Source organism: Pedobacter sp. 10L46_2, assembly GCF_056395165.1.
Map to the genome: position 1 here is coordinate 1 of NZ_JBFTIZ010000103.1, position 21,936 is coordinate 21,936.

Here is a 21,936-nt window from a genome sequence, read left to right on the forward strand (position 1 = left end):
ACTTAAGGTATTACAAGATAAAGATGAGTAAGAAAACAAAGATAGAAGCCGACAGCAGCACTGAAGAAAAGATTAAAGCAGCAGCAAATATTGTTTTTACAAAAAAAGGTTACTCTGGTACTCGTACAAGGGATATTGCTGAAGAAGCCGGTATAAACCTTGCGTTGCTGAATTACTATTTCAGAAGTAAAGAGAAGTTGTTTGATATTGTAATGATGGAGAACATACAGCAGTTTTTAATGGGGATAAGAGGACTATTGAATAATGAGGCATTTAGCCTAACAGAAAAGATTTCACTGGTTGCCGAAAACTATATCAATTTATTAAGAGAGCAACCAGACATGCCATTATTCATTTTAAGTGAAATAAAAGCTAACCCCGAAAAACTGGCTACAAATATGAATGTTAAAGAGATTCTGCTTAAATCTCATTTTTATCAGCAGTTAAACGAAGCCCTAAATAGTAAAGCTAATCCCCTGCATTTTATTATAAACATTATCAGTTTAACGGTTTTCCCTTTTGTAGCCAGTCCCCTACTTAAAATTATAGGAGAATTAAAACAAGAAGATTTTGATAAAATGGTTGAAGAAAGAAAAAAAATGATTCCTGTTTGGATTGATGCGATGCTAAAAACCCATTAAAATTTTTTGTTCAGAGATTAATCAAATGATTAAAACAAATAAATAAACAGTAGAAATGAAATCTATATTTTTCACCACCATCATTTGTTTTGTGTTTTACCAAACGAATGTGCAAAGCCAGGAAAAGCTTTCAATTGAAGAATGCTACAATCTGACCCGCCAGAATTATCCATTGGTAAGGCAGTCGGAATTGATTTCAAAAACTGCAGCCTACTCTATTGAAAACGCTGCAAAAGGGTATCTTCCACAATTTAATATTAGCGGACTGGCCAGTTACCAGTCTGATGTAACAAAGATTCCAATTCAAATTCCAGGAACGAATATTCCTCAACTCAGTAAAGACCAATATCGTTTAAGTGCCGAAGGAACTCAAGTCCTATTTGATGGTGGGGTTATCAGACAACAAAAAGAAGCGATTGGCATTAATGCCTCGGTTGAAACTCAGAAACTTGAGATTGAGCTATACAAATTGAAAGAACGAGTAAATCAGTTGTTCTTTGGCGTATTGTTAATAGATGCCCAACTAAAACAAAATGAATTACTTCAAAAAGATATTCAGCTTGGCATCGATCGCGCAAAAGCTACTATAGCTAATGGAACGGCCTTTAAAAGCAGTTTGAATATCCTTAAGGCCGAATTACTCAAAGTAACCCAAAAAAGTATAGAGCAGAAATTTACACGCAAAGGATATATAGATGTGCTGAGCTTATTTATTAATAAAACACTTACAGAAGATATTGAGTTGCAAAAACCTGTACAACCTATAATGCAAGCTGAAATCCGCCGGCCAGAGCTTAGCCTTTATGAACAGCAACGCAAAAGTCTGGAGGTAAAAGAACAAGCTATAGCAGCCCGGAACCTGCCTAAATTTAATTTGTTTTTGCAGGGTGGTGTAGGCAGGCCAGCATTAAATATGTTGAACAATGCAGCCGAACCTTTTGCCATGGGTGGACTTAGAATGAGCTGGCCCCTATCTGGTTTTTATACCAGCAAAAAAGAAAAGGCAATTATAGACATCAACAGAAAAGAGATTGATCTGCAAAAGGAAAGCTTTTTATTGAACACTAATTTTGTGGTAAAACAGCAGGAATCTGAAATTGATAAGCAAACAAACCTATTGAGCTCAGATGATGAGATTATTGCGTTGCGAGCAAGTATAAAGGAAACATCGGCCGCACAATTGCAAAACGGAGTAATCAATACCAGCGATTATTTACGTGAGGTAAACGCCGAAGATCAGGCCAGACAAAGCAAAATCATGCACCAGATACAACTGCTTATGGCACAGTATAATAAACAAACTACCACTGGCAATTAATTTTTAAACAAACTAATCATGAAGAAAATAGCATTTGCAATAACTACCGCTTTGTTTTTGATGTCTTGTGGGCAAAAGGAACAAGTCTATGATGCTTCGGGCACTTTCGAAGCTGTAGAAACCATCGTATCTGCTGAGGCAACCGGAACCATTAAGACCCTGAATCTTGCAGAGGGGCAGGTACTTAAGGCAGGCGAAACGATAGGCTATATTGATACTACTCAACTATACTTAAAAAAGAAACAACTGCGAGCCCAGATTAATGTTGTACTAGGTAAAAAGCCTGATGTACCAGCTCAGATAGCCGCATACCAGGAACAACTAAAGCAAGCAAACAGAGAACGGCAAAGAATTACCAATCTTTTAAAGGCCGATGCTGCAACACCAAAACAATTGGACGACGCCAATGCTCAGATTGCAATTATTAAAAAACAGATAGCTGCTCAGAGATCTTCTCTGAATATTACCTCGACAAGTTTAAATCAAGAAACACTTCCATTGAATGTACAGATTGATCAGTTAAACGATCAGCTTTTAAAGAGTAAAATTATAAACGAAACAGCAGGCACTGTACTGGTCAAATATGTTGAAGTAAATGAAATGGCTTCAATAGGCAAACCTTTGTACAAAATCAGTGATTTGTCGTCCATCATTTTAAGAGCTTACATTACTGGCAATCAGTTGCCAGCTATTAAACTTGGGCAAAAAGTTGAGGTATTGGTTGATTCAGCAGACGGAAAATATAAAACTTACGAGGGTATTATAGAATGGATTAGCGATAAAGCAGAATTCACTCCTAAAACCATACAAACCAAAGACGAGCGGGCCAATCTGGTATATGCAATTAAGGTAAAGCTAAAAAATGATGGCTATTTAAAAATAGGCATGTACGGAGAGATTATTTTATCTAAAAAAATATGAGCAGCGCCTTTGCCATCGAGGTAAACGAGCTCCGTAAAACCTACGGTAAAGAGCAGCTAGTTGCTGTCGATGATGTTTCTTTCCATGTAAAAAAGGGAGAACTGTTTGGCCTTATTGGTCCTGATGGCGCAGGTAAAACCAGTATTTTCAGGATGCTGACTACCCTGCTACTTCCTGAAAAAGGAACGGCAAAGATAGACGGTTATGATGTAGTTGCCGACTATAAACAGATTAGAAAAACAATTGGTTATATGCCTGGCAGATTTTCACTCTATCCGGACCTGACCATCGAAGAAAACCTTCGCTTTTTTGCTACTGTATTTGGCACTACCATCGCTCAGAATTATCATCTGATCGAAGATATCTACGTCCAGATCCAACCCTTCAAAAACAGAAGGGCGGGGAAACTCTCAGGTGGAATGAAACAAAAACTAGCATTATGCTGTGCTCTTATCCACAAACCAACCGTATTGTTTCTGGATGAGCCAACAACTGGAGTAGATCCGGTGTCAAGAAAAGAATTTTGGGAGATGCTGAAAAGGCTTAAAGCGCAAGATATTACCATTCTGGTATCAACCCCGTATATGGACGAGGCTACTTTGTGCGACCGCATCGCCCTGATCCAGAACGGGAAAATATTATCCATCAACACCCCTCAAAATATGATTCAGCAATATCCGGAGCAACTATATGCAATCAAAGCAGATCAGATGTATGAACTGATTAAAGCACTTAGAAAATACCCTGAGGTAATGGATTGTTATGCCTTTGGCGAGTATGCCCATGTTTCCTTTAATGGTTCTTTTGAGGATAATAAGCTGAAGACCTACCTGAAAGCTGAAGGTTTAACTCAGATTGAAATTAAGCCTGTACCACCAACCATCGAAGATTATTTCATCAAATTATTGAAGAACTAGCTATGGAATATGTAATAAAAACGGATAGGCTGACCAAGCGCTTTGGAGATTTCACAGCAACAAATGAAATTACTTTTGAAGTAGAAAAGGGCGAAATATTTGGTTTTCTGGGTGCTAACGGTGCCGGTAAAACAACTGCCATGCGCATGCTATGCGGCTTATCTATACCCAGTTCTGGTACAGCCACAGTAGCAGGTTTTGATGTATATAAGCAAACAGAAGAAATTAAAAGGAATATAGGCTACATGAGTCAGAGGTTCTCTTTGTATGAAGATCTCACCGTGCAGGAAAACATCAGGTTTTTTGGAGGAATCTATGGGTTAAGCAATCGGGAAATTAAAACTAAAAGTGAAGACTTACTGGAACAGCTAGAACTTAAAAACGAAGCTAAAAAATTAGTAGCCTCCCTGCCCTTGGGCTGGAAACAGAAGCTTTCCTTTTCAGTTGCGGTTTTACACCAACCAAAAATTGTATTTCTGGACGAACCAACCGGAGGAGTTGATCCGGTAACAAGAAGACAATTCTGGGACCTGATCTACGAGGCATCTGCAAAAGGAATTACCATTTTTGTGACCACTCATTATATGGATGAAGCTGAGTATTGTAACCGCATATCTATTATGGTAGACGGAAAAATAGAAGCGCTTGATACCCCGGCTAATTTAAAAAGTCAATTTAAAGCAAGCTCAATGGACCAGGTTTTTTATCATCTGGCCAGAGGTGCAAAACGTAGCGATTAGAATAATAAGGCAATGGAACAGTTTATCAACTTTGTAAAAAAGGAATTTGCCCATGTTTGGAGGGACAAAAAGACCTTGCTAATTCTATTTGGAATGCCGGTTATCCAGATTCTTATTTTTGGATTCGCACTAACCAACGAGGTTAAAAACTCTGAGATCATTGTTATGGATCAGGCCAAAGACCAGGCCTCACAACAAATCATCAGCAGGATAGCTGCCAGCAGGTACTTCGATATTCAAAGCAGCGTGATGAACAATAAGCAAATGGAAGCGGCATTTAAAAAAGGAAAAATTAAGATGGCCATCGTTTTTCCGGCAGGATTTAATGAAGCCCTACTCCATCAGCGCAAGGCACAGATCCAGATTCTTGCCGATGCTTCTGATCCTAATACTGCCAGTATGCTTACAAATTATGTTTCTTCAATTATTCAGGACTATCAAAATTCAATTGATAAAGCAGCAGCTATACCCTACTTGATAGTTCCCGAAGTAAGGATGTTGTACAACCCGCAACTAAAGGGTGCACATAATTTTGTTCCGGGTGTCATGGCCCTGGTACTAATGCTGGTGTGTGTAATGATGACGGCTATTTCAATTGTAAAAGAAAAAGAAACAGGAACCATGGAAATTTTATTGGTTTCACCGTTTAGTCCGCTTCTGGTTATCCTTTCTAAAGCAGTACCATACCTTTTTCTATCGCTCATAAATGTAGCTTCCATCCTACTGTTGAGTGTTTATGTGCTCGATTTGCCAGTTAACGGAAGTGTGGCCCTGCTTTTTGTAGAAAGCACCTTGTTTATCATCACCTGCCTAAGCCTGGGCATATTCATCTCTGTAAAAACAGATTCCCAGCAAATGGCCATGTTAATCTCTCTGATGGGAATGTTTTTACCAACAGTGCTTTTCAGTGGTTTTATGTTTCCTATAGAAAACATGCCTTACCCATTGCAATTGATCTCTAATCTGGTTCCTGCAAAATGGTTCTATTTAATTGTGAAGTCCATTATGATCAAAGGATTAGGATTTTCGGCCATTTGGAAAGAAACGTTAATTCTGGGTGGTATTACCCTTGGTTTATTAGTAGTGAGTTTAAAAAGTTTTAAAATCAGACTGGCATGAGAACGATCCGTTTTTTACTCGAAAAAGAATTCAGACAGATATTTCGCAACAAGGCTATACTGTTACTGATCATCATAATGCCGGTTATGCAACTGATAATTCTGCCGCTTGCTGCAAATTATGAAGTAAAGAACATCAATCTTTCTGTAGTAGATCATGATCATTCCAGCTATTCCCAAAAACTGATCTCTAAAGTTACCGCCTCTGGATACTTTAAACTTACCGGATATAATGCCTCTTTTAAGGAAGGAATGAAACTGATTGAAGCGGACAAGGCCGATCTGATTCTGGAAATTCCGCATGGATTTGAGCGCAACCTTGTCCGCGAAAACCACCAACAGCTATTTATTGTCGTAAATGCCATAAACGGAGTAAAGGCAAATCTTGGAGGAGCATATCTTGGGTCTATCATAAGAGACTTTAATAACGATATAAGACTGCAATTGCTGCCGGTTTCAAAGTTTAGCGGCGCTGCGGTTATCGAGATCAGCTCATCCAATCTGTTTAATCCTTTAATGAAGTACAAATTTTTTATGGTTCCCGGTATTTTGGCTATACTGGTTACCATGATTGGAGGTTTTCTATCGGCACTAAACATTGTAAAAGAAAAAGAGTTTGGTACTATCGAACAGATCAATGTAAGTCCAATAAGAAAACATCATTTTATATTGGGAAAACTCATCCCCTTTTGGGTACTTGGAAATGTGGTGTTTACGCTAGGGCTCCTAGTATCGTGGTTAATTTATGGTATTGAACCTCTCGGAAATTTGCTAGTGCTGTATCTCTTTGCATCTGTTTTCTTGCTGGCCATTTTGGGTTTCGGACTTTTGATTTCAACCTTTTGTGATACCCAGCAGCAAGCTATGTTAAACATGTTTTTTTTCATGATGATCTTTATTCTGATGGGTGGCTTATTCACCTCTATAGACAGTATGCCCGATTGGGCAAAAATAGTTTCGAGGTTCAATCCGGTTAGTTACCTGATAGAAGTAATGCGAATGGTTATCCTTAAAGGTAGTGGGTTAAGAGACATATTGCCTCAACTAGGTACTGTTGGTGTTTTTGCCATTGTACTGAATGCCTGGGCGGTATGGAACTATAAGAAAAGAAACTAAATGAATGATTAAAAAAATTGTTTAAACAAATACATGGCTGTTTTGTTCAGCTAACATGAAATCGTCATTCTTTAAATATTTTTATGAATACTCACGAATATTGGTTGTTTATACTTGCAATTCCTGTGGCCTGCATCTCATGGACGGTAACAAAGGAAGAAGTTTTTAGAGAGATAAGAGAGTACTTTGTTGAAAAATCAAAAACGGCTAGCCATATTCTGAAAAGAAAGCTGTTTTACATGCTTACCTGCGAGTATTGCTTTAGTCATTATGTTACGCTCTTTTTACTTGTTCTTACTAAGTATACGCTGCTGTATCCAGGGTTTACAGGTTATCTTATATCTGGATTCTCTATTGTTTGGGTTGCTAATATCTATATGAGCTTGTATAACCTGATCCGTGTTGACCTCAAAAAAGAAAAAATAATAGCCCAAAAAGAAGCAGACAGCGTTAAAGAATCATATGAGGTACGGGATCAAACTTGATCTGGCACAAAATATTATGGGAAATTATTTTATAAGGTTTTAAATAAAATTGTTTGATATTTGCGTCAAATTTTTTAAAAATAGAGTGTATTATTAAGCGATCTATTCCATCTTTCTAGTCCGGGATCCTGACCACGAAGTAGCTGCGAAGCAAAACAAATTCAGGATGACGACCGCCTAAAACAAAAACACCAAACAATGCAAAAACGCCCAGTAATGCAAAACATCCAATAATGCCAAATCTAATTGATGAAAATTCAGTATTCTGCCCTTTCGAGGAATCTGCAGAAATCAATGCACTTGCCGATGGACTTAGCTTTTCTTTAGAAAGTGAATTACATCCGCTTTGTCTTTTGGCGGCAAGTAAACTGCAGTTTCATCTAGCGCATCAACAAGAATGGGCACATAATTTTGGTTTGCTTACCGGTGCCGAAGGAATGGTAATTGGAAAGATGTTTGGTGTATTAATAGTTAGAACCGAGGAAGGCAAACTAGGATATTTGGCTGCGTTTTCGGGTAAACTGGCCGGCAGAAATTATCATGCTAAATTTGTGCCGCCAATATTTGATGGTTTGGAACCGGGTGGCTTTGTAAATGCAGGGATGGAAAAACTTACTCAGATTAACGAGAAAATCAGTTACCTGGAATCATTTAAAGACGAGGCTCATACCAAAGAAATCCTGCTTTTAAAAGCGCTAAGAAAAGATCATTCTAATGCATTACAAAGTCGAATCTTTGAGCAATACCATTTTTTAAACAAAGCTGGAGAATCCAAAAGCTTAATTAAAGCTTTTGAACATACCGCTTCGGGCAAACCGCCAGCAGGTGCCGGAGAATGTGCTGCACCTAAATTATTACAATATGCTTTTGCTAATGGAATGGAACCACTCGCTTTGGCAGAATTTTGGTGGGGCTTGTCTCCTAAATCGGCAAATTGGAAACACGGGCACTTTTATGCCCCATGTATCGAAAAATGTGGACCAATACTGGCCCATATGCTTAATTAATAGATACGTTGTTTATTTTTCGTTTAGCATTAAACATAATAGATTGTAAGTTCTTATCACATTTAAACAGAAAGAAAATTAAAAGTTCATTAAAAATAAAGATAGTATTGCTGACCTCATTTATGGGCGTTCAGGCATATAGTTATGGACAAACTAAACCTTTGTCTGATTCACTTAAAATCGACACGACAGTAAAGCAATACGATATTGGCGATTTAGGTCGTAGTATTTTTAGTCCGGGTAAACCACCCAAGCCAACTCAAAATAAATCGGGCCTTACACCTATGCCAAGTATTGCCTATAATCCAAGTATTGGGGCTCAAATTGGACTTAAAGCAGTTGTAGGTAAGGTATTGGGGCAAGAACCTAATACATTAATGTCAGTAGCGGCAACATCAGCTTCCATTACAACCAAGGGCATCATTTATTTTTACCTGAGTCACAATGTTTACACGCCGGGTAACAGGTGGAACTTACAAGGAAGTTTGGTTGCCGCCAAAACAGTTACTCCTGATTTTGGATTGGGGATTGGCAAGGTATCAACTGGAACTGAAGAGGAACTGATATTGTCTAATCCTGAGCGTAAAGGCTATGCAATTCATGGGGAATATTATAATTTCCGTGAAAAGGTATATAAGCAAATTATGGATCGCCTTTTTATAGGAGCTGGTGCATCATTCGAAATCCGCAGAAAACTGGAAGATCCAAATAATCCAAATGGCTCAACGCCCTATCATATTTATAATCAGATACATGGTTTTGATAAAGATCATTACATGGCTAATGGATTTTTATTAAACTTACAGTACACCACGCGGGATAATCAGAACCGGGCCTATAAAGGAATATATGCAGACGTTGGGATTCGTGCAAATCAAAGCTGGATAGGAAGTACAAAGAATGCGGTACAGGTAACTACTGATTTTAGAAAATACTGGAGCCTTTCGGCCAGAAATCCGGAACATGTAATCGCACTCTGGAATTGGGGATCTTATCTAGTAAGTGGTACACTGCCCTATCTGGAACTTCCAGGGACTGGAAAAGATGCAAATTTTAGAAGTGGCAGAGGGTATACTATCGGTTATTTTAAAGGCACTCAGTATTGTTATTCAGAGATAGAATACCGCTTCCCTATCACAAGGAATGATTTTATAAGTGGTGTTACTTTCTTTAATATTCAAACTGCCAATGACCTATCTGGCACTAAGCTGTTTCAGCAATGGCAACCTGCTGGCGGGGCTGGTTTGCGTGTATTGTTTAATAAGGCAACACGAACCAATCTCTGTTTAGATTACGCCTTTGGTAATTTTGGTGCAAAGGGATTTTTTCTCGGTTTAAACGAGGTGTTTTAATATAGTAGCTTAGTTCTTCTTCGGCTCATCTTCCAGTGTTCCTCCGGTCATCTTCTGGATCTAGACTTGAAGCAGAATTAAGCTACTATATAAAAACTGATTCTATTTTGAAGGAGTAATCACTATCTTTTTAAATTCAATTGGGCCATGATCTCCCTGGATATAGATTGGTCCCGGTTCACCTTCATTGCTATCTAATGCGCCGCCAGTAATTCCCGGGATTTCCTGATTAGTAATCACAGTTTTTCCATTAACAACTACTGTAACCATTCTGCCTATTAAAGTAATATCAAAAGTTTGCCATGTATTAGGTCCTAATGCATTGATCTCGCTAGGTGTTAGGAATCCGTAAATGCCACTAAACAGCACACTTGATGGATGTTGGTCTTTAGGGCTATCTTCTATTTGAACCTCATGTCTGCCCCTTAAGTACACACCGCTATTGCTTCCTTTTTGGTATCTAAACTCAACATGCAATTTAAAGTCGGTAAATTTTTGATCAGAAATTAGGTTAGCACCTGATTTTGGACTGGTTAAAACACCATCTTTTACTATCCATTGGTTTTCTCCCATTGCTTTCCAACCGGCCAAATCCTTCCCGTTAAACAGGTTAATGGTTTTACCCCAAACCGGAGCAGCGGTTCTTTTTAAATATGGAGCCTTTACTCCTTTCCAATTGTATTTTTTGCCTTCGTTTGTGGTAATTGTTCCTTGAATTGTGCCTCCGGTTACTTCACCTTCAATAACAAAATCCTGACCTCCATCTTCCCATTGAGGAGGAATAGTGAAACTGAACTTACCATTGTCGAAATTTACCTTTGCTATCGGACGAGCGCTTCCACTAGGACCAACATAATAGCCTACCAATGTTTTTAAACCTGATAGTTTTACTTCTAGCCATGATGGTGCTGATTTCCCGTTTTCATCAATAGTGATATCCCAACGGCCAATTAAATCTTTAGAACTTACTTTTGTTTGAGCGCTAACAGGCATATTTTTTCCTGATGCCAAAAGAGATTCAGCAGAACCCAGCATCAACAAACAACTCATACCAAATACAAAGAGATTTTTACGCATAATTTTCTTTTAATAACATTAATACTATTTATTTTAAAGTTAGCTGAAAAACTTAAGCTTTTAAAACATCGTGATTATTCCTGTATAAACTCAAGGCTTAGCCAGAAAGCAAGAATCGGGTTGATTATGTTTGATTTTACCAATTAATTTGCCTTTAAATACTAAAATATGAGATCGATAACTGACCGAATAGCCGAAATTAACTGGCCTAAAATAAAAGTTGAACTACATGATAAAGGGTTTGTTGTGATAAAAAATATACTAACAAAGGCTGAATGTGAGAATTTGATTGAAGATTATAATGCTGATGATACTTATCGGAAAACGGTAAATATGGAACGGTACCGATTCGGTTTAGGAGAGTATAAATATTTCAGTTACCCTATGCCCGCAATTATAACTGAATTACGGGAGAACATATATCCGCAAATTGCTCCTGTGGCGAATAGCTGGATGGAAGAATTGAAGTTAAATACCCGTTTCCCTCTTGCCCATTATGAGCTTAAACAAATATGCCATGATCATGGGCAAACCAAACCAACGGTGCTGATATTAAAATATGGGGAGGGTGGATTTAATACGCTTCATCAGGATTTATATGGAGAGATTTATTTTCCAATGCAAATGGTGCTTATGCTCGATCAAGCAGACGAGGATTATAAAGGCGGTGAATTTGTGATTACGGAACAAATTCCGCGGGCGCAATCAAAGGCAAATGTATTAAAACCCGATCTTGGAGATATGGTTATTTTTACAACTAATTTTAGACCTGTAAAGGGAAGCAAAGGGTATTACAGGGTAAACATGAAACATGGGGTAAGTCCGCTGCATAGTGGAAACAGACATAGTCTTGGTATCATTTTTCACGATGCGTTAAGTTAGGTGTGTTTTAAAACTAAACAAGTACTATCTTCACAAAGTTAATTAATGAGTATACCCATAAACCAAATATTTGTGATAGAACAAATTAAACAGACTTATCCAGATGCTTATTTAGCTATAGACGAAGCAACAAAGAATACCGAATTTTCAATGGCATCTGATGTATTAACTTGCTCTTTATTAAGAACATTAGCTGGTACAAAGCCTGGCGGCAGATTTTTAGAACTGGGAACCGGAACAGGCTTGTCAACCTCATGGATTCTTGACGGGATGGACAAGGAAGCTACCTTAATCTCCATTGATAATGATCCTAATTATTTATCTGTAGCATCGCGTTTTCTTGCCGAGGATAACAGGCTTGGCTTGGAATGTATTGATGGTGGTGAATGGGTTGAGCAGAATAAAGACCTGAAGTTTGATTATATCTTCGCTGATACATGGCACGGGAAATACTTAATGCTTGATGAGGTGATTAACATGTTAAATCCGGGTGCATTTTACATTATTGATGATATGTTGCCGCAGCCAAACTGGCCTGAGGGCCATCAGGAAAAAGCAATTAAGCTAATAGAAGATTTAGAAAAAAGGAATGATCTGCTTATAACCAAGCAATGCTGGGCAACAGGAATTGTTATTGCAACTAAAAAAGATAATTAATTTTAAAGATCATCAGTAAAATGGCGTTTCTCTTTTTCATTTGAGAACTTTCGTGCTGCTTGTTATTTTAGACTCAAATTCATTATCCCTGTTTCGCCATGGCTTTTCTCCATCTGAAGTTAAAAAGTCTGTGAATCGGGATAACATATTTCCTGACAGGTGATTAACTATGGTTGAAATGCTATTGCTTTCTTCATTGCATTGCCAGAACAGGTCTTGCTCTTGCAGTTGCTCCATTGCTTTCTCTCCGAGTTGCTTATAGTAAAGAAATTGTTTCTTTACACTTTCCAGATAATTGTCCATTCTTTTTAAGTTCTCTTCTTAGTTGCTAAACAGCTTATTAAGATCAGCATATGGTTTTGCATCATCAGCAAAGCTGAATGTTCCTTTTTGAAGTATTTCTTCAACTGCTTTAAAAAAACCACCGTAGGCAGCTCTAACTAAAGAAGAGCCCACACTTACACGTTTTACACCCATATCTTCCAGCATATTAAGCGAAAAATTGTCTCCGGCCAATCCCATAATTACATTTACAGGCTTAGGAGAAACTGCTTTTACAACTGTTTCTATTTCTTCTTTAGTTTTTAAACCTGGTGCAAACAAAACATCGGCACCTGCATCTGCATAGGCAACAAGCCTTTTAATGGTATCTTTAAGATCAGGGCGCCCGTGTATCAGGTTCTCTGCCCTGGCTGTTAGTGTGAAAGGATAAGGTTGGCTGCGTGCAGCTTCAACTGCGGCTTTTATACGATCAACAGAAAGTTCAAAAGGATAAATGGGGTCGTTAGGATCCCCGGTGGCATCTTCAATAGAACCTCCAGACAATCCGGTATTTGCAGCAAGTCTGATGGTTTGTGCACACTTTAAAGGATCGTCGCCAAATCCATTCTCTAAGTCGGCGGATACAGGCAAATCTGTTACATTAATAATACTTTGTACGTTCTGTAAAGTTTGCTCGCGAGTAATAGCGGCATGGCCATCTGGCTTTGCAAGCGAATAAGCAAGACCAGCACTTGTTGTTGCAAGTGCTTTAAATCCTAACGTTTCTAATATTCTTGCCGATCCTGCATCCCATGGATTGGGAATTACAAATATACCGGCTCGTTGATGTAAGGCTCTAAACTCTTCAGCTCTGCATTGAAATGAATTTTCTGTTCTCATACTGGTACTGTAAAATGCTCATGCATAAATTTAATTATTTTATATCACGAAAACCAAACCTGTCTTGATTTGCGTAAGTGTTATCAAATCAAAATCTAAAATGAAAAGAGTAATTCAATCTGTATTTGCCATAATAGTTATGGCATTTTCGACACAAGTTTATGCGCAAAAAAATCCAATGGTTGGCGGTGCGGATATGTATTCGACTAAAGATATTGTTGACAATGCGGTTAATTCAAAAGACCACACCACACTGGTAGCTGCGGTTAAAGCAGCAGGATTGGTAGAAACATTAAAAAGTGCAGGGCCCTTTACCGTATTTGCGCCAACAAATGCAGCTTTTGATAAATTACCAGCAGGAACAGTTGAAACGCTGGTAAAACCTGAAAGCAAAGATGTGTTAACCAGGATATTAACTTATCATGTGGTTGCTGGTAAAATGGATTCTAAAGCAATAGCAAAAGCCATTAAGGATGGTAATGGTAAAGCTGAACTGACTACCGTTCAGGGAGGCAAGTTGTGGGCCTGGATGGATGGCAAGAAATTAGTTCTTAAAGACGAAAAAGGTGGAATGAGTACTGTTACTATTGCAGATGTTTATCAGAAAAATGGAGTTATCCATGTTGTTGATACGGTATTAATGCCGAATTAAGATATATCAGTTTAACTTCGACGAGAAAAACGCCCATACTAGCATGTGAGGCGTTTTTTTATTGTCAGACTGCGCATTGCATATGATAATAAGTACCTCCCATAAATTGCCTTTCGTCCGCGATCTTAAAGCCTAAATTTGTATAGAGCCTTTCGGCATTAGGATTATCCTTACTCACCAATAGCCCTGCTTTAGTGTGTTTTGAGTTAGTCAGCTGCCCTACCATAGCGTTGATTAACTTTTTGCCAATACCTTGCCCCTGTTTGTTTGCGGCAACACTAATACAGTCGATATAGAACTCACCCGGTTGTGTTTCATCTTCAGGGATATCCTTAAAGTTATATGATGATGCAATATAATTCAGGAAAGGTGACCTGAGCAGGTTGAGGTCTGCCCCATCGTAGCCACTAATAGCTCCACAGATACCCGATTCATCTTCATATACAAGCATATTTTCGTAGCTGTACTGATTGCCACGCAAGCCCGCAAAATGCTCAAATAGAGGTATAGCCTTTAAAGGATCCGATTGGCCAACAAACTTTGATGCCAGATCTTCCATTGCATGAATAATTAATCTTGCTATTTGAGGTGCATCTGTGGCTAAAGCTTGTCTTATCATTTCATAAAATTAAATATTTTTTTGTGCTAAATTCTAGTAAGAGCATCTATATTTGGTAGCATTGTTTTTAAGCTAAACAGAATAAACCAAACACAGAAATGAATAATAAAATAATTGCAGGTTCCTTGGTTATTGCATTTTGGCTAAGTACATTTTCAGGAATTGCTCAGGTAAATTTCAATGATAAACCTGAACTGGCGGCTACTCCTCCTATGGGATGGATGACATGGAACTACTTCGCAGATAAGATAAATGAAAAAGATATTAAGGAAATGGCCGATGCAATGGTAAGTTCAGGAATGGTGAAAGCAGGCTACAATTACCTGATGATAGACGATGGATGGCAAGGCGGCAGAGATAACCGTAATCAAATTATTGCCGACCCCTTGAAATTCCCATCTGGTGTAAAGTCACTGGCTGATTATGTGCATGAAAAAGGAATTAAATTGGGTATTTATTCTGATGCGGCGCAGTTAACCTGCGCGGGTTATACAGCGAGTTTGAATTTTGAGGAGCAGGATGCTAAAACATTTGCTTCGTGGGGTATTGATTACCTTAAATATGATTATTGTGATGCGCCTGCAGATTCTGCAACTGCTGTTGTAAGGTATAAAAAAATGGCTGATGCATTAAGGAATAGCGGTAGGGAAATTGCGCTAGGTATTTGCGAATGGGGTAATAGAAAACCATGGCTTTGGGCAAAAAATGCCGGAGGGCAATTATGGCGTACTACTGCAGATGTGCGTGATAAATGGGCTGCATTAAAACCATGGAAAGATCCTAATGATTTACATAGTATAGGTGCCGGGATAATGGATATTGTTGATGTAAATGCTGATCTGGCTCAATATGCTGGTCCGGGTGGATGGAATGATTTTGATATGCTTGTAATAGGCTTAAATGGTAAAAAAGGACCCTCGGGCGACTTAGGTGGTAAAGGTTGCTCAGAGACTGAATATCAAAGTCAAATGAGTTTGTGGAGTATAATGACCGCTCCTTTGGTAGCTACTAATGATTTACGTATTATGAGTGAGGCAACTAAAAGAATTTTGCTGAATGAAGACGTTATTGCTATAAATCAGGATGCGCTTGGTAAACAAGCAGAACGTAAGATTAATAAAGGCAATTGGAATGTTTTTGTGAAGCCGCTTAAAAATGGTGATTATGCTATTGCTATTTTGAATCGCGGAGCATCTGCTGAGTCCCTTAGTTTGAATTGGAAGGATTTAGGGTTGGATGGTTCTTATAAAATCAATGATCTATGGTTGCATAAGGCTGTGGGTAATGGCAAAAAATGGAGTGGCAGGGTATTGAGTCATGAAACTAAGTTGTTTAGGCTGAGTAGTACTGATAAATAAAACAAACAAGGCCGATATCATTATCGGCCTTGTTTGTACTCCGGTCATCCTGAAATAAATTCAAGATGACGACTGCTTTAGTTACCAATTCCTATAACTTTATAAGTGATGTTATCGCCGTCCACTATTTTCTCGTAATAAACACCTTCTTCAGAAACGTAATATTGTGCTCCTTTGATCATCACATCTCTTGTACCTTCTGGCAACTGATTTACAACATCTCCTACCTGAGGTAAGTTGCTGGTGTCGTCTGTAACAGCACCATTGTCGGTATCTAATACACCATCTTTACCTGCCACCACATAAACAGTTTTACCATCAGCATCCACAGTTGTGCTGTAATAAACCCCTTTATATTCGTAATAGGTTTGGCCATTAATAGTGATCTGTTTTGCTTCAGAAGGAATGCTTGGTACCTGAGCACCTACCGGAGGCACAACTACTTTATATCCCTCGTCGTACTGTCTGTAAAAGAATCCTCCTGAATAGTAGAATTGATCTGCACCAAAATAGAATGGGTAATAACCATAAGGCAATACGCTTAAACTGATGCCTAAAAATGGTCTATAGTAATTATAATAGTATCCGTAGTAAGGTCTGCGATAAGAATAACCTGGTCTGTAGTGGTAACCTGGTCTGTAACCATAGCCTGGCCTGTAGCCATAACCAGGTCTATTGGCCGGACGACTTGGTCTGTAATCAGGACGCGATCCACTGCCTATTGATGGCCTTGACGGTCTTGTGCCGCCAGATATATTTCCTTGAGACGGTCTTGATGGTCTGCTTCCCCCACCCGCTGATACATGACTACCGCCACCACCACCACTGCCACGAGAAGATCTTTGTGCTAAAACGTTGTTAGTTGTTAATCCACTGATCAGGATTATAGACCCAGCTATAATTAATGATTTGAAATTCAAGGTTTTCATAATATATTATATCTATATATAACCATAAGACATAATATAAACGAAAAGGATTATTTCTTATTAATCAATTGCTTTAAACTGACAAATTAATGATAATCCAATTCGTTTTCTCCCCCCTCTAATTAAAATTCGCCTTCGATCTCCCATCCTTTTCGGTATTTCCTTCTGATGTATTTATTAGCTTCAGGATAGTTTGGAAACTTCATGTTCTCAGCATCCCATTGCAGCAACTGATCGGGTACACGAATAGCAACGGTACCCAGTAATATAGCCTCGGTCATGGGACCCGACTGTGCAAAATGCGATTCCGTTTTTTCTCCACCCAGGCAGGCATTTACAAAATGGTGATAGTGGTTCCGGCCTTCGATTTTACGCACCTCTTTGTCCTTAAATTTATCTTCCGGCAGCAATATCGGCTTTTCTCCGCCATGCGGGATTAGCAAAGCGCCATCGGTACCGACCAGCAGGGCACATTCTTCGGGATATTTGCCGGGAGTATATAATTTACGGACGTCCTCTGGCGGAAACATCTCACCGTCAAACCATTCAAGGGTCAGCTTTTCAGATTCAGTAAAGGAATTTCCGGGAAAAACCCAGGTGATGTGATCGGCCCATGGCCAGTTCTCTTTTCTTTTGTCAGGCGAATTTTTCCAGCCCTGATGAACTTCCGCCTGTACAGATACCGGGGCTTTTAGTCCTAGCCCCTTCCAGACTGCATCAAAGATATGGCACCCAATATCTCCTGACCATCCTGTTCCGAAATCTTGCCATGACCTCCATTTGGCCTGGTGATATATGCCCGGGGCGTAAGGTCTTACCGGTCCCGTACCCAGCCAGAGGTCCCAGCTTAAGTTTGCGGGCGGGTTTTGTGCAGGCTGAGGTTCTACCATCCTGAATTCTACTGCACCAGATCTGTTTGAGCATAAATAAGCATGTTTGATCTTGCCGATTGCTCCATCTTTGATCAGCTGCACTGCAGTACGGTCACATGCTGATGAAGCGATCTGGGTACCCAGTTGAGTGGTTACTCCTGCTTTGATAGCAGCTTTAGTAAGAGATCTTACTTCAGCCACATCATGGCAAAGTGGTTTTTGGCAATAAACATGTTTGCCTGCCTTGATCGCTTTGTAGGCAATAGAGAAGTGCATGTGATCTGGCACCGAGACATTTACGGAGTCAATGTTTTTTCCTTCCTTCTTTAACAATTCCCGCCAGTCTGCATAGGTCCTGACTCCCGGAATACCTTCAGCTGCCTTTTTTAGGATATCAGCATCAACATCACAAATGGCTACGATCTCTACATCTGGGTGCGACTTAAAATTTGACAGATCATAGCCACCCATCCCACCTACGCCGATACAGGCATGCCTGAGCTTGCCAGCCGGAGCTTTTGCCGAAGCGGTAAAAGCATTCATTAAAAATGATGGCACTATGGCTACGGCAGCAGCAGACATCAAGAAATTTCTACGGGAAACCTGTGGTTTTTGTTCATTTGTGTCCATAAGAGGTATATTTGGTTTAAGCTACTGTCTGGTTACTAGTAGCTTAATAACAAATATAAAAGAAAAACTCACACTTGTATACACAAGTTGAAAAAGAATTTTTTGCTATCTTTATTTCCTCTATGATACATCAAAATCTCCTTTTAATTCTTGCGTTATTTTTTGCCATGGCGTTACTTTACCTGTTAAGTCAACGCTGGAAAATTTCTTATCCTATTTTCCTGGTAATAGGAGGTTTAGCAATTAGTTTTATTCCCGGGGTACCATCAATAAGTGTACATCCAGATATTGTATTTCTTATTTTTCTTCCACCACTTTTATTTGAGGCCGCGTGGTATACTTCCTGGAATGATTTCTGGAAATGGAAAAGATCAATCTTTTTGTTGGGTTTTGGATTGGTGTTAATTACCTCGTTGGCCATTGCTTACTTTTCTGTAAATATTATACCGGGATTTACACTTGCATTTGGTTTCCTGCTTGGAGGAATTATTTCTCCTCCTGATGCCGTTGCTGCAACTTCTGTATTGAAAGGTTTAAATATGCCCAAGAGAGGCTTAACCATTTTAGAGGGCGAAAGTTTGGTTAACGATGCCGCTTCTTTAACTGTATTCCGGTTTGCAATTGCTGCTATTCTTACAGGGCAATTTGTTTTGCAGGAGGCAGTGACTGACTTTTTTGTGTTAGCACTTATGGGGGTAGTTGTGGGGCTTTTTATTGCTCATATTTTGTATTTTGTATTGAGGTATTGGGCTAAATCGTCGAGCATTACTACCCCTATCACATTAATTGCTCCGTATCTGATGTATATTGTTGCAGAAGAGTTTCATTGGTCTGGTGTTTTAGCAGTAGTAAGCGGCGGTTTGTTTCTTTCATTCCGCTCCAACGATTTCCTTAATTATCATACACGTTTACAGGCCAAAGAAGTATGGGCTACAGTAGGCTTTTTATTAAATGGTTTTGTCTTTATTTTGATTGGGCTGGAATTACCTGTTATTGTTGAAGGTTTGGAAGATTATTCTATGGAAGAGGCCATTAAATATGGACTTCTCATTAGCGCCATAGTAATTGTTGTTAGAATCATTCTGGTATATGTGGCTGGATTTATCCCGAGATTTATAAGTGCAAAAATCAGAAAGAAAGAAAAGAGTCCGGGTTTAAAGCTGCCTTTTATCATTGGATGGGCTGGAATGCGTGGCGTTGTCTCTCTTGCATCAGCACTCGCAATTCCCTTAACTTTAGATACGGGCGAAGCTTTCCCACATCGCAATATGATTCTGTTTATCACATTTATTGTAATACTTGTTACGTTAATTTTTCAGGGATTAACATTGCCTTTGTTCCTGAAGTGGCTAAAGATTGAAGAGATAGATGAGGGGGTACCAGAAGAAGATCAGATTGAATCAATACGTTTGCAACTTGCCAGGGAGTGCGTTGAGCATCTTGATGAAAAATATAGTAATGAGATGAGCCAGTTTGAAACAATTGCCAGAATTAAAGAGCAGTTGGAACGGAGCATCAGGGCAACTGAGCGTACATTGCTTGAGCAAACGCAAAAGGAAGAAGTTGGCTCAGTGAGGAAACTCTATAGAAAGATCATGCTTGAGTTGGTTACACTAAGGAGAGCTGGCCTTAAAAGACTCAAAGCTACTAAGCAATATGATCATGAAGTGCTGCGCGATATGGAGGATAACCTTGATCTTGAAGAGGCAAGGTTAAACAAACACTAATTGAGTTGTATTATTCTTCTATAACTATGTGAGATTTATCCACTCCAAGATTTTTAAGATTATCGACCATTGCTGCGGTAAATGCATCTGGCCCACATATGTAATACCACTTTTCTCGATTACCAATGTATTTTTCTAGAAGATTCTGGTCAATTATCCCACTTTGTGTTTTCGGGTCTAACGGATCTTTTAATACATCAATATAATTGTCCCCAAGCAAATATTTTAACTCGGTTTTGTGTATGATATCGCTCTCATTATGGTTGGCAAATAATAGTTTGTTTCCCTGCAGTGAGCCATCAAGTTTAAGTTGTCTGAGTATTGCTAAAAATGGAGTGATACCTGCGCCACCTGCAATAAATACACCTGAACCTTTGTAATTTATGGTTCCAAATACATCATGGATGATTAATTCATCTGTTGGATTTAGAGAAGAGAGTTTGTTTGTTAAACCATCATGGTCTTTATAAATCTTGATGGTGAACTCAAGGTATTCTGCCTGGTTAAGAGAGGTAAAAGTAAATGGACCAACCATAGATTTTAGTGCTGGTTTGTTAATAGCTACATCGGTAGCCTGACCGGGTATAAAAGTATAATTGGCTGGTTTTTCGACGGTAAACCGCTTTACATTATGCGTGACGTTTTCAACGCTCAATATTTTAACAATGTGTTGATTTGTGTTAACAGGCTCTTCCATAGCTACGGTTGTTTACTTGTGTTGGAGATGCGTCAACTTTAARGCATATAAAATTATGCTGTTTTATGATCAAGATAAAAAAAATTTGAGATCATTTTGCATTAAATCCTTTAATTATTAAGGCATATAAATACGCAAAAAGCATATATATTTGGGCTCAAATTTTAGAAATACATTTTTATGGCAAAGGCATCCGAAATTAAAGTGGGAAATATTTTACGTTTCAATAACGAACTGGTAACAGTTATAGAGTTCTTACACCGTACACCTGGCAAAGGTGGCGCTTTTTACTTAGGTAAATTTCGTAATATTAAAACTGGAAGAATTGTTGAAGCACGTTTAGGAACTGATGAGCAGGTTGAAATTTGTCGTGTTGAGACTAATGATTTCCAATATTTATATGAAGAGGGAGATTATTTTGTGGTAATGGATAATGTTAGTTTTGAACAGTTTAATGTACCTAAGTCACTATTCGGACCATCGGCAAAGTTTATTAAGGAAGGAATGGATGTAATTGTTTCTTTTGAAAGTGAAGAGCCAATAATGGCTCAGGCTCCAAACTTTGTAGAACTGGAAATTACATATGCTGAGCCAGCCGTTAAAGGCGATACCTCTTCTGGAGCCTTGAAGTATGCTACTACTGAAAATGGAGTAGAGCTGAAGGTGCCTCTGTTTGTGAACCAAGGTGATAAGATAAAGGTGGATACACGCACCGGAGAATACGTTGAACGCGTAAAATAAGATTCAAAAGTTTTTCATTACAAGCGGCTTACAATGGCCTCATTCGATATTCGATTTAACGCAGAGATGTGCTGATCGAATATCGATTTTACTAAATTTCCGCTCAAAAAACCATTCAAATACTCATAACCTGTATTTGATAACTAAGGTGCTCCATTCACATGTTTTTCTGGAAATAATAGCGATCTATATTCTAATTTTAGAGCATAATCTAATCGCCTATTTGCTATGAAAAATCTAAAATCCAAGAACAACAGGAAACCGTCTGACCCTGATCTTATTTAAGTACGCCTTAAATTGACATTGTCATCTTTGTTAC

23 protein-coding genes are annotated in these 21,936 nt (G+C 38.7%); 16 read left to right on the forward strand and 7 right to left on the reverse strand.

Features of this window, described 5'->3' with window-relative positions; translation table 11 throughout:
• From AC1DDX_RS13140 to AC1DDX_RS13185, 10 genes are all read left to right on the forward strand, one after another.
• Window positions 1-641: TetR/AcrR family transcriptional regulator (locus tag AC1DDX_RS13140; RefSeq protein ID WP_477622135.1), on the forward strand; the 641-nt coding region annotated here is incomplete at its 5' end.
• Window positions 642-696: 55 nt separating this feature from the next.
• On the forward strand, window positions 697-1,959 hold the full coding sequence (locus tag AC1DDX_RS13145) for a TolC family protein (protein ID WP_288879336.1): 1,263 nt from the start codon (window positions 697-699) through the stop codon (window positions 1,957-1,959).
• 18 nt (window positions 1,960-1,977) lie between these two features.
• Entirely contained in the window at window positions 1,978-2,880 is a 903-nt protein-coding gene (locus AC1DDX_RS13150; RefSeq protein WP_288879335.1) for an HlyD family secretion protein, read from the forward strand.
• A complete protein-coding gene (locus AC1DDX_RS13155; RefSeq protein WP_288879334.1) occupies window positions 2,877-3,797 on the forward strand; it encodes an ABC transporter ATP-binding protein in 921 nt (306 codons plus the stop codon). The genes AC1DDX_RS13150 and AC1DDX_RS13155 overlap by 4 nt, the downstream gene beginning before the upstream one ends.
• Window positions 3,798-3,799: 2 nt before the next feature.
• Window positions 3,800-4,537, forward strand: coding sequence for an ABC transporter ATP-binding protein (locus tag AC1DDX_RS13160; protein WP_172662925.1), 738 nt, complete (start codon window positions 3,800-3,802; stop codon window positions 4,535-4,537).
• A 12-nt stretch (window positions 4,538-4,549) separates the two neighbouring features.
• Window positions 4,550-5,656, forward strand: a complete 1,107-nt coding sequence (locus AC1DDX_RS13165; protein ID WP_288879333.1) for an ABC transporter permease — start codon at window positions 4,550-4,552, stop codon at window positions 5,654-5,656.
• Window positions 5,653-6,771, forward strand: coding sequence for an ABC transporter permease (locus AC1DDX_RS13170; RefSeq protein WP_477622136.1), 1,119 nt, complete (start codon window positions 5,653-5,655; stop codon window positions 6,769-6,771). Before AC1DDX_RS13165 ends, AC1DDX_RS13170 begins: the two co-directional genes overlap by 4 nt.
• A gap of 83 nt (window positions 6,772-6,854) precedes the next feature.
• Window positions 6,855-7,256 carry a hypothetical protein gene (locus AC1DDX_RS13175; RefSeq protein ID WP_172662922.1) on the forward strand — a complete coding sequence of 134 codons (402 nt, stop codon included), beginning with the start codon at window positions 6,855-6,857 and terminating at the stop codon, window positions 7,254-7,256.
• A gap of 233 nt (window positions 7,257-7,489) precedes the next feature.
• A complete protein-coding gene (locus AC1DDX_RS13180; RefSeq protein ID WP_337716226.1) occupies window positions 7,490-8,263 on the forward strand; it encodes a hypothetical protein in 774 nt (257 codons plus the stop codon).
• Window positions 8,264-8,370: 107 nt separating this feature from the next.
• Window positions 8,371-9,615 (forward strand): BamA/TamA family outer membrane protein, encoded by a 1,245-nt coding sequence (locus tag AC1DDX_RS13185; RefSeq protein WP_288879330.1) that lies wholly within the window; start codon window positions 8,371-8,373, stop codon window positions 9,613-9,615.
• A 102-nt stretch (window positions 9,616-9,717) separates the two neighbouring features.
• Here AC1DDX_RS13185 and AC1DDX_RS13190 read toward each other — a convergent pair whose 3' ends face one another.
• Entirely contained in the window at window positions 9,718-10,692 is a 975-nt protein-coding gene (locus AC1DDX_RS13190; protein WP_172662920.1) for a 3-keto-disaccharide hydrolase, read from the reverse strand.
• A gap of 168 nt (window positions 10,693-10,860) precedes the next feature.
• Here AC1DDX_RS13190 and AC1DDX_RS13195 point away from each other — a divergent pair, with 168 nt between their 5' ends.
• Both AC1DDX_RS13195 and AC1DDX_RS13200 read left to right on the forward strand, forming a co-directional pair.
• Window positions 10,861-11,574 (forward strand): 2OG-Fe(II) oxygenase, encoded by a 714-nt coding sequence (locus AC1DDX_RS13195; RefSeq protein ID WP_337716224.1) that lies wholly within the window; start codon window positions 10,861-10,863, stop codon window positions 11,572-11,574.
• 72 nt (window positions 11,575-11,646) lie between these two features.
• Window positions 11,647-12,231 carry an O-methyltransferase gene (locus AC1DDX_RS13200; protein WP_288879329.1) on the forward strand — a complete coding sequence of 195 codons (585 nt, stop codon included), beginning with the start codon at window positions 11,647-11,649 and terminating at the stop codon, window positions 12,229-12,231.
• A 36-nt stretch (window positions 12,232-12,267) separates the two neighbouring features.
• On the opposite strand, the gene AC1DDX_RS13205 is transcribed toward AC1DDX_RS13200, so the two are convergent.
• On the reverse strand, window positions 12,268-12,534 hold the full coding sequence (locus tag AC1DDX_RS13205; RefSeq protein ID WP_477622137.1) for a DUF1572 family protein: 267 nt from the start codon (window positions 12,532-12,534) through the stop codon (window positions 12,268-12,270).
• Window positions 12,535-12,552: 18 nt separating this feature from the next.
• Window positions 12,553-13,392: an isocitrate lyase/PEP mutase family protein gene (locus AC1DDX_RS13210; protein ID WP_337716222.1), complete on the reverse strand. Its 840-nt coding sequence runs from the start codon at window positions 13,390-13,392 to the stop codon at window positions 12,553-12,555.
• Between the two features lie 100 nt (window positions 13,393-13,492).
• Between AC1DDX_RS13210 and AC1DDX_RS13215 the strand changes: the two genes are divergently transcribed.
• The gene (locus AC1DDX_RS13215; RefSeq protein ID WP_172662915.1) at window positions 13,493-14,044 is read left to right on the forward strand and encodes a fasciclin domain-containing protein; all 552 of its coding nucleotides are present in this window, start codon (window positions 13,493-13,495) and stop codon (window positions 14,042-14,044) included.
• A 64-nt stretch (window positions 14,045-14,108) separates the two neighbouring features.
• On the opposite strand, the gene AC1DDX_RS13220 is transcribed toward AC1DDX_RS13215, so the two are convergent.
• Window positions 14,109-14,663, reverse strand: a complete 555-nt coding sequence (locus AC1DDX_RS13220; RefSeq protein WP_288879328.1) for a GNAT family N-acetyltransferase — start codon at window positions 14,661-14,663, stop codon at window positions 14,109-14,111.
• 98 nt (window positions 14,664-14,761) lie between these two features.
• Here AC1DDX_RS13220 and AC1DDX_RS13225 point away from each other — a divergent pair, with 98 nt between their 5' ends.
• Window positions 14,762-16,021 (forward strand): glycoside hydrolase family 27 protein, encoded by a 1,260-nt coding sequence (locus AC1DDX_RS13225; protein WP_288879327.1) that lies wholly within the window; start codon window positions 14,762-14,764, stop codon window positions 16,019-16,021.
• Between the two features lie 77 nt (window positions 16,022-16,098).
• Here the strand turns inward: AC1DDX_RS13225 and AC1DDX_RS13230 are convergent, their stop codons facing one another.
• Together AC1DDX_RS13230 and AC1DDX_RS13235 are read right to left on the reverse strand one after the other, a co-directional pair.
• Window positions 16,099-16,950: a DUF6515 family protein gene (locus AC1DDX_RS13230; RefSeq protein WP_288879326.1), complete on the reverse strand. Its 852-nt coding sequence runs from the start codon at window positions 16,948-16,950 to the stop codon at window positions 16,099-16,101.
• 122 nt (window positions 16,951-17,072) lie between these two features.
• Window positions 17,073-18,452 carry a Gfo/Idh/MocA family protein gene (locus tag AC1DDX_RS13235; RefSeq protein ID WP_288879325.1) on the reverse strand — a complete coding sequence of 460 codons (1,380 nt, stop codon included), beginning with the start codon at window positions 18,450-18,452 and terminating at the stop codon, window positions 17,073-17,075.
• A 122-nt stretch (window positions 18,453-18,574) separates the two neighbouring features.
• On the opposite strand from AC1DDX_RS13235, the gene AC1DDX_RS13240 reads away from it, so the two are divergent.
• A complete protein-coding gene (locus AC1DDX_RS13240; RefSeq protein WP_288879324.1) occupies window positions 18,575-20,179 on the forward strand; it encodes a Na+/H+ antiporter in 1,605 nt (534 codons plus the stop codon).
• 10 nt (window positions 20,180-20,189) lie between these two features.
• Here the strand turns inward: AC1DDX_RS13240 and AC1DDX_RS13245 are convergent, their stop codons facing one another.
• Window positions 20,190-20,876, reverse strand: a complete 687-nt coding sequence (locus AC1DDX_RS13245) for an FAD-binding oxidoreductase (protein ID WP_288879323.1) — start codon at window positions 20,874-20,876, stop codon at window positions 20,190-20,192.
• A gap of 180 nt (window positions 20,877-21,056) precedes the next feature.
• Between AC1DDX_RS13245 and efp the strand changes: the two genes are divergently transcribed.
• Entirely contained in the window at window positions 21,057-21,617 is a 561-nt protein-coding gene (gene efp, locus AC1DDX_RS13250) for an elongation factor P (RefSeq protein WP_048905497.1), read from the forward strand.
• The last annotated feature ends 319 nt before the right edge of the window (window positions 21,618-21,936 follow it).

Excerpts from the sequence above, each read along its gene's own strand:
- AC1DDX_RS13145 (WP_288879336.1), top strand. The coding sequence starts at position 697 with ATGAAATCTATATTTTTCACCACCATCATTTGTTTTGTGTTTTACCAA.
- AC1DDX_RS13150 (WP_288879335.1), top strand. The coding sequence starts at position 1,978 with ATGAAGAAAATAGCATTTGCAATAACTACCGCTTTGTTTTTGATGTCT.
- AC1DDX_RS13155 (WP_288879334.1), top strand. The coding sequence starts at position 2,877 with ATGAGCAGCGCCTTTGCCATCGAGGTAAACGAGCTCCGTAAAACCTAC.
- AC1DDX_RS13160 (WP_172662925.1), top strand. The coding sequence starts at position 3,800 with ATGGAATATGTAATAAAAACGGATAGGCTGACCAAGCGCTTTGGAGAT.
- AC1DDX_RS13165 (WP_288879333.1), top strand. The coding sequence starts at position 4,550 with ATGGAACAGTTTATCAACTTTGTAAAAAAGGAATTTGCCCATGTTTGG.
- AC1DDX_RS13170 (WP_477622136.1), top strand. The coding sequence starts at position 5,653 with ATGAGAACGATCCGTTTTTTACTCGAAAAAGAATTCAGACAGATATTT.
- AC1DDX_RS13175 (WP_172662922.1), top strand. The coding sequence starts at position 6,855 with ATGAATACTCACGAATATTGGTTGTTTATACTTGCAATTCCTGTGGCC.
- AC1DDX_RS13180 (WP_337716226.1), top strand. The coding sequence starts at position 7,490 with ATGCCAAATCTAATTGATGAAAATTCAGTATTCTGCCCTTTCGAGGAA.
- AC1DDX_RS13190 (WP_172662920.1), bottom strand. The coding sequence starts at position 10,692 with ATGCGTAAAAATCTCTTTGTATTTGGTATGAGTTGTTTGTTGATGCTG.
- AC1DDX_RS13195 (WP_337716224.1), top strand. The coding sequence starts at position 10,861 with ATGAGATCGATAACTGACCGAATAGCCGAAATTAACTGGCCTAAAATA.
- AC1DDX_RS13205 (WP_477622137.1), bottom strand. The coding sequence starts at position 12,534 with ATGGACAATTATCTGGAAAGTGTAAAGAAACAATTTCTTTACTATAAG.
- AC1DDX_RS13210 (WP_337716222.1), bottom strand. The coding sequence starts at position 13,392 with ATGAGAACAGAAAATTCATTTCAATGCAGAGCTGAAGAGTTTAGAGCC.
- AC1DDX_RS13215 (WP_172662915.1), top strand. The coding sequence starts at position 13,493 with ATGAAAAGAGTAATTCAATCTGTATTTGCCATAATAGTTATGGCATTT.
- AC1DDX_RS13220 (WP_288879328.1), bottom strand. The coding sequence starts at position 14,663 with ATGATAAGACAAGCTTTAGCCACAGATGCACCTCAAATAGCAAGATTA.
- AC1DDX_RS13225 (WP_288879327.1), top strand. The coding sequence starts at position 14,762 with ATGAATAATAAAATAATTGCAGGTTCCTTGGTTATTGCATTTTGGCTA.
- AC1DDX_RS13230 (WP_288879326.1), bottom strand. The coding sequence starts at position 16,950 with ATGAAAACCTTGAATTTCAAATCATTAATTATAGCTGGGTCTATAATC.
- AC1DDX_RS13235 (WP_288879325.1), bottom strand. The coding sequence starts at position 18,452 with ATGGACACAAATGAACAAAAACCACAGGTTTCCCGTAGAAATTTCTTG.
- AC1DDX_RS13240 (WP_288879324.1), top strand. The coding sequence starts at position 18,575 with ATGATACATCAAAATCTCCTTTTAATTCTTGCGTTATTTTTTGCCATG.
- AC1DDX_RS13245 (WP_288879323.1), bottom strand. The coding sequence starts at position 20,876 with ATGGAAGAGCCTGTTAACACAAATCAACACATTGTTAAAATATTGAGC.
- efp (WP_048905497.1), top strand. The coding sequence starts at position 21,057 with ATGGCAAAGGCATCCGAAATTAAAGTGGGAAATATTTTACGTTTCAAT.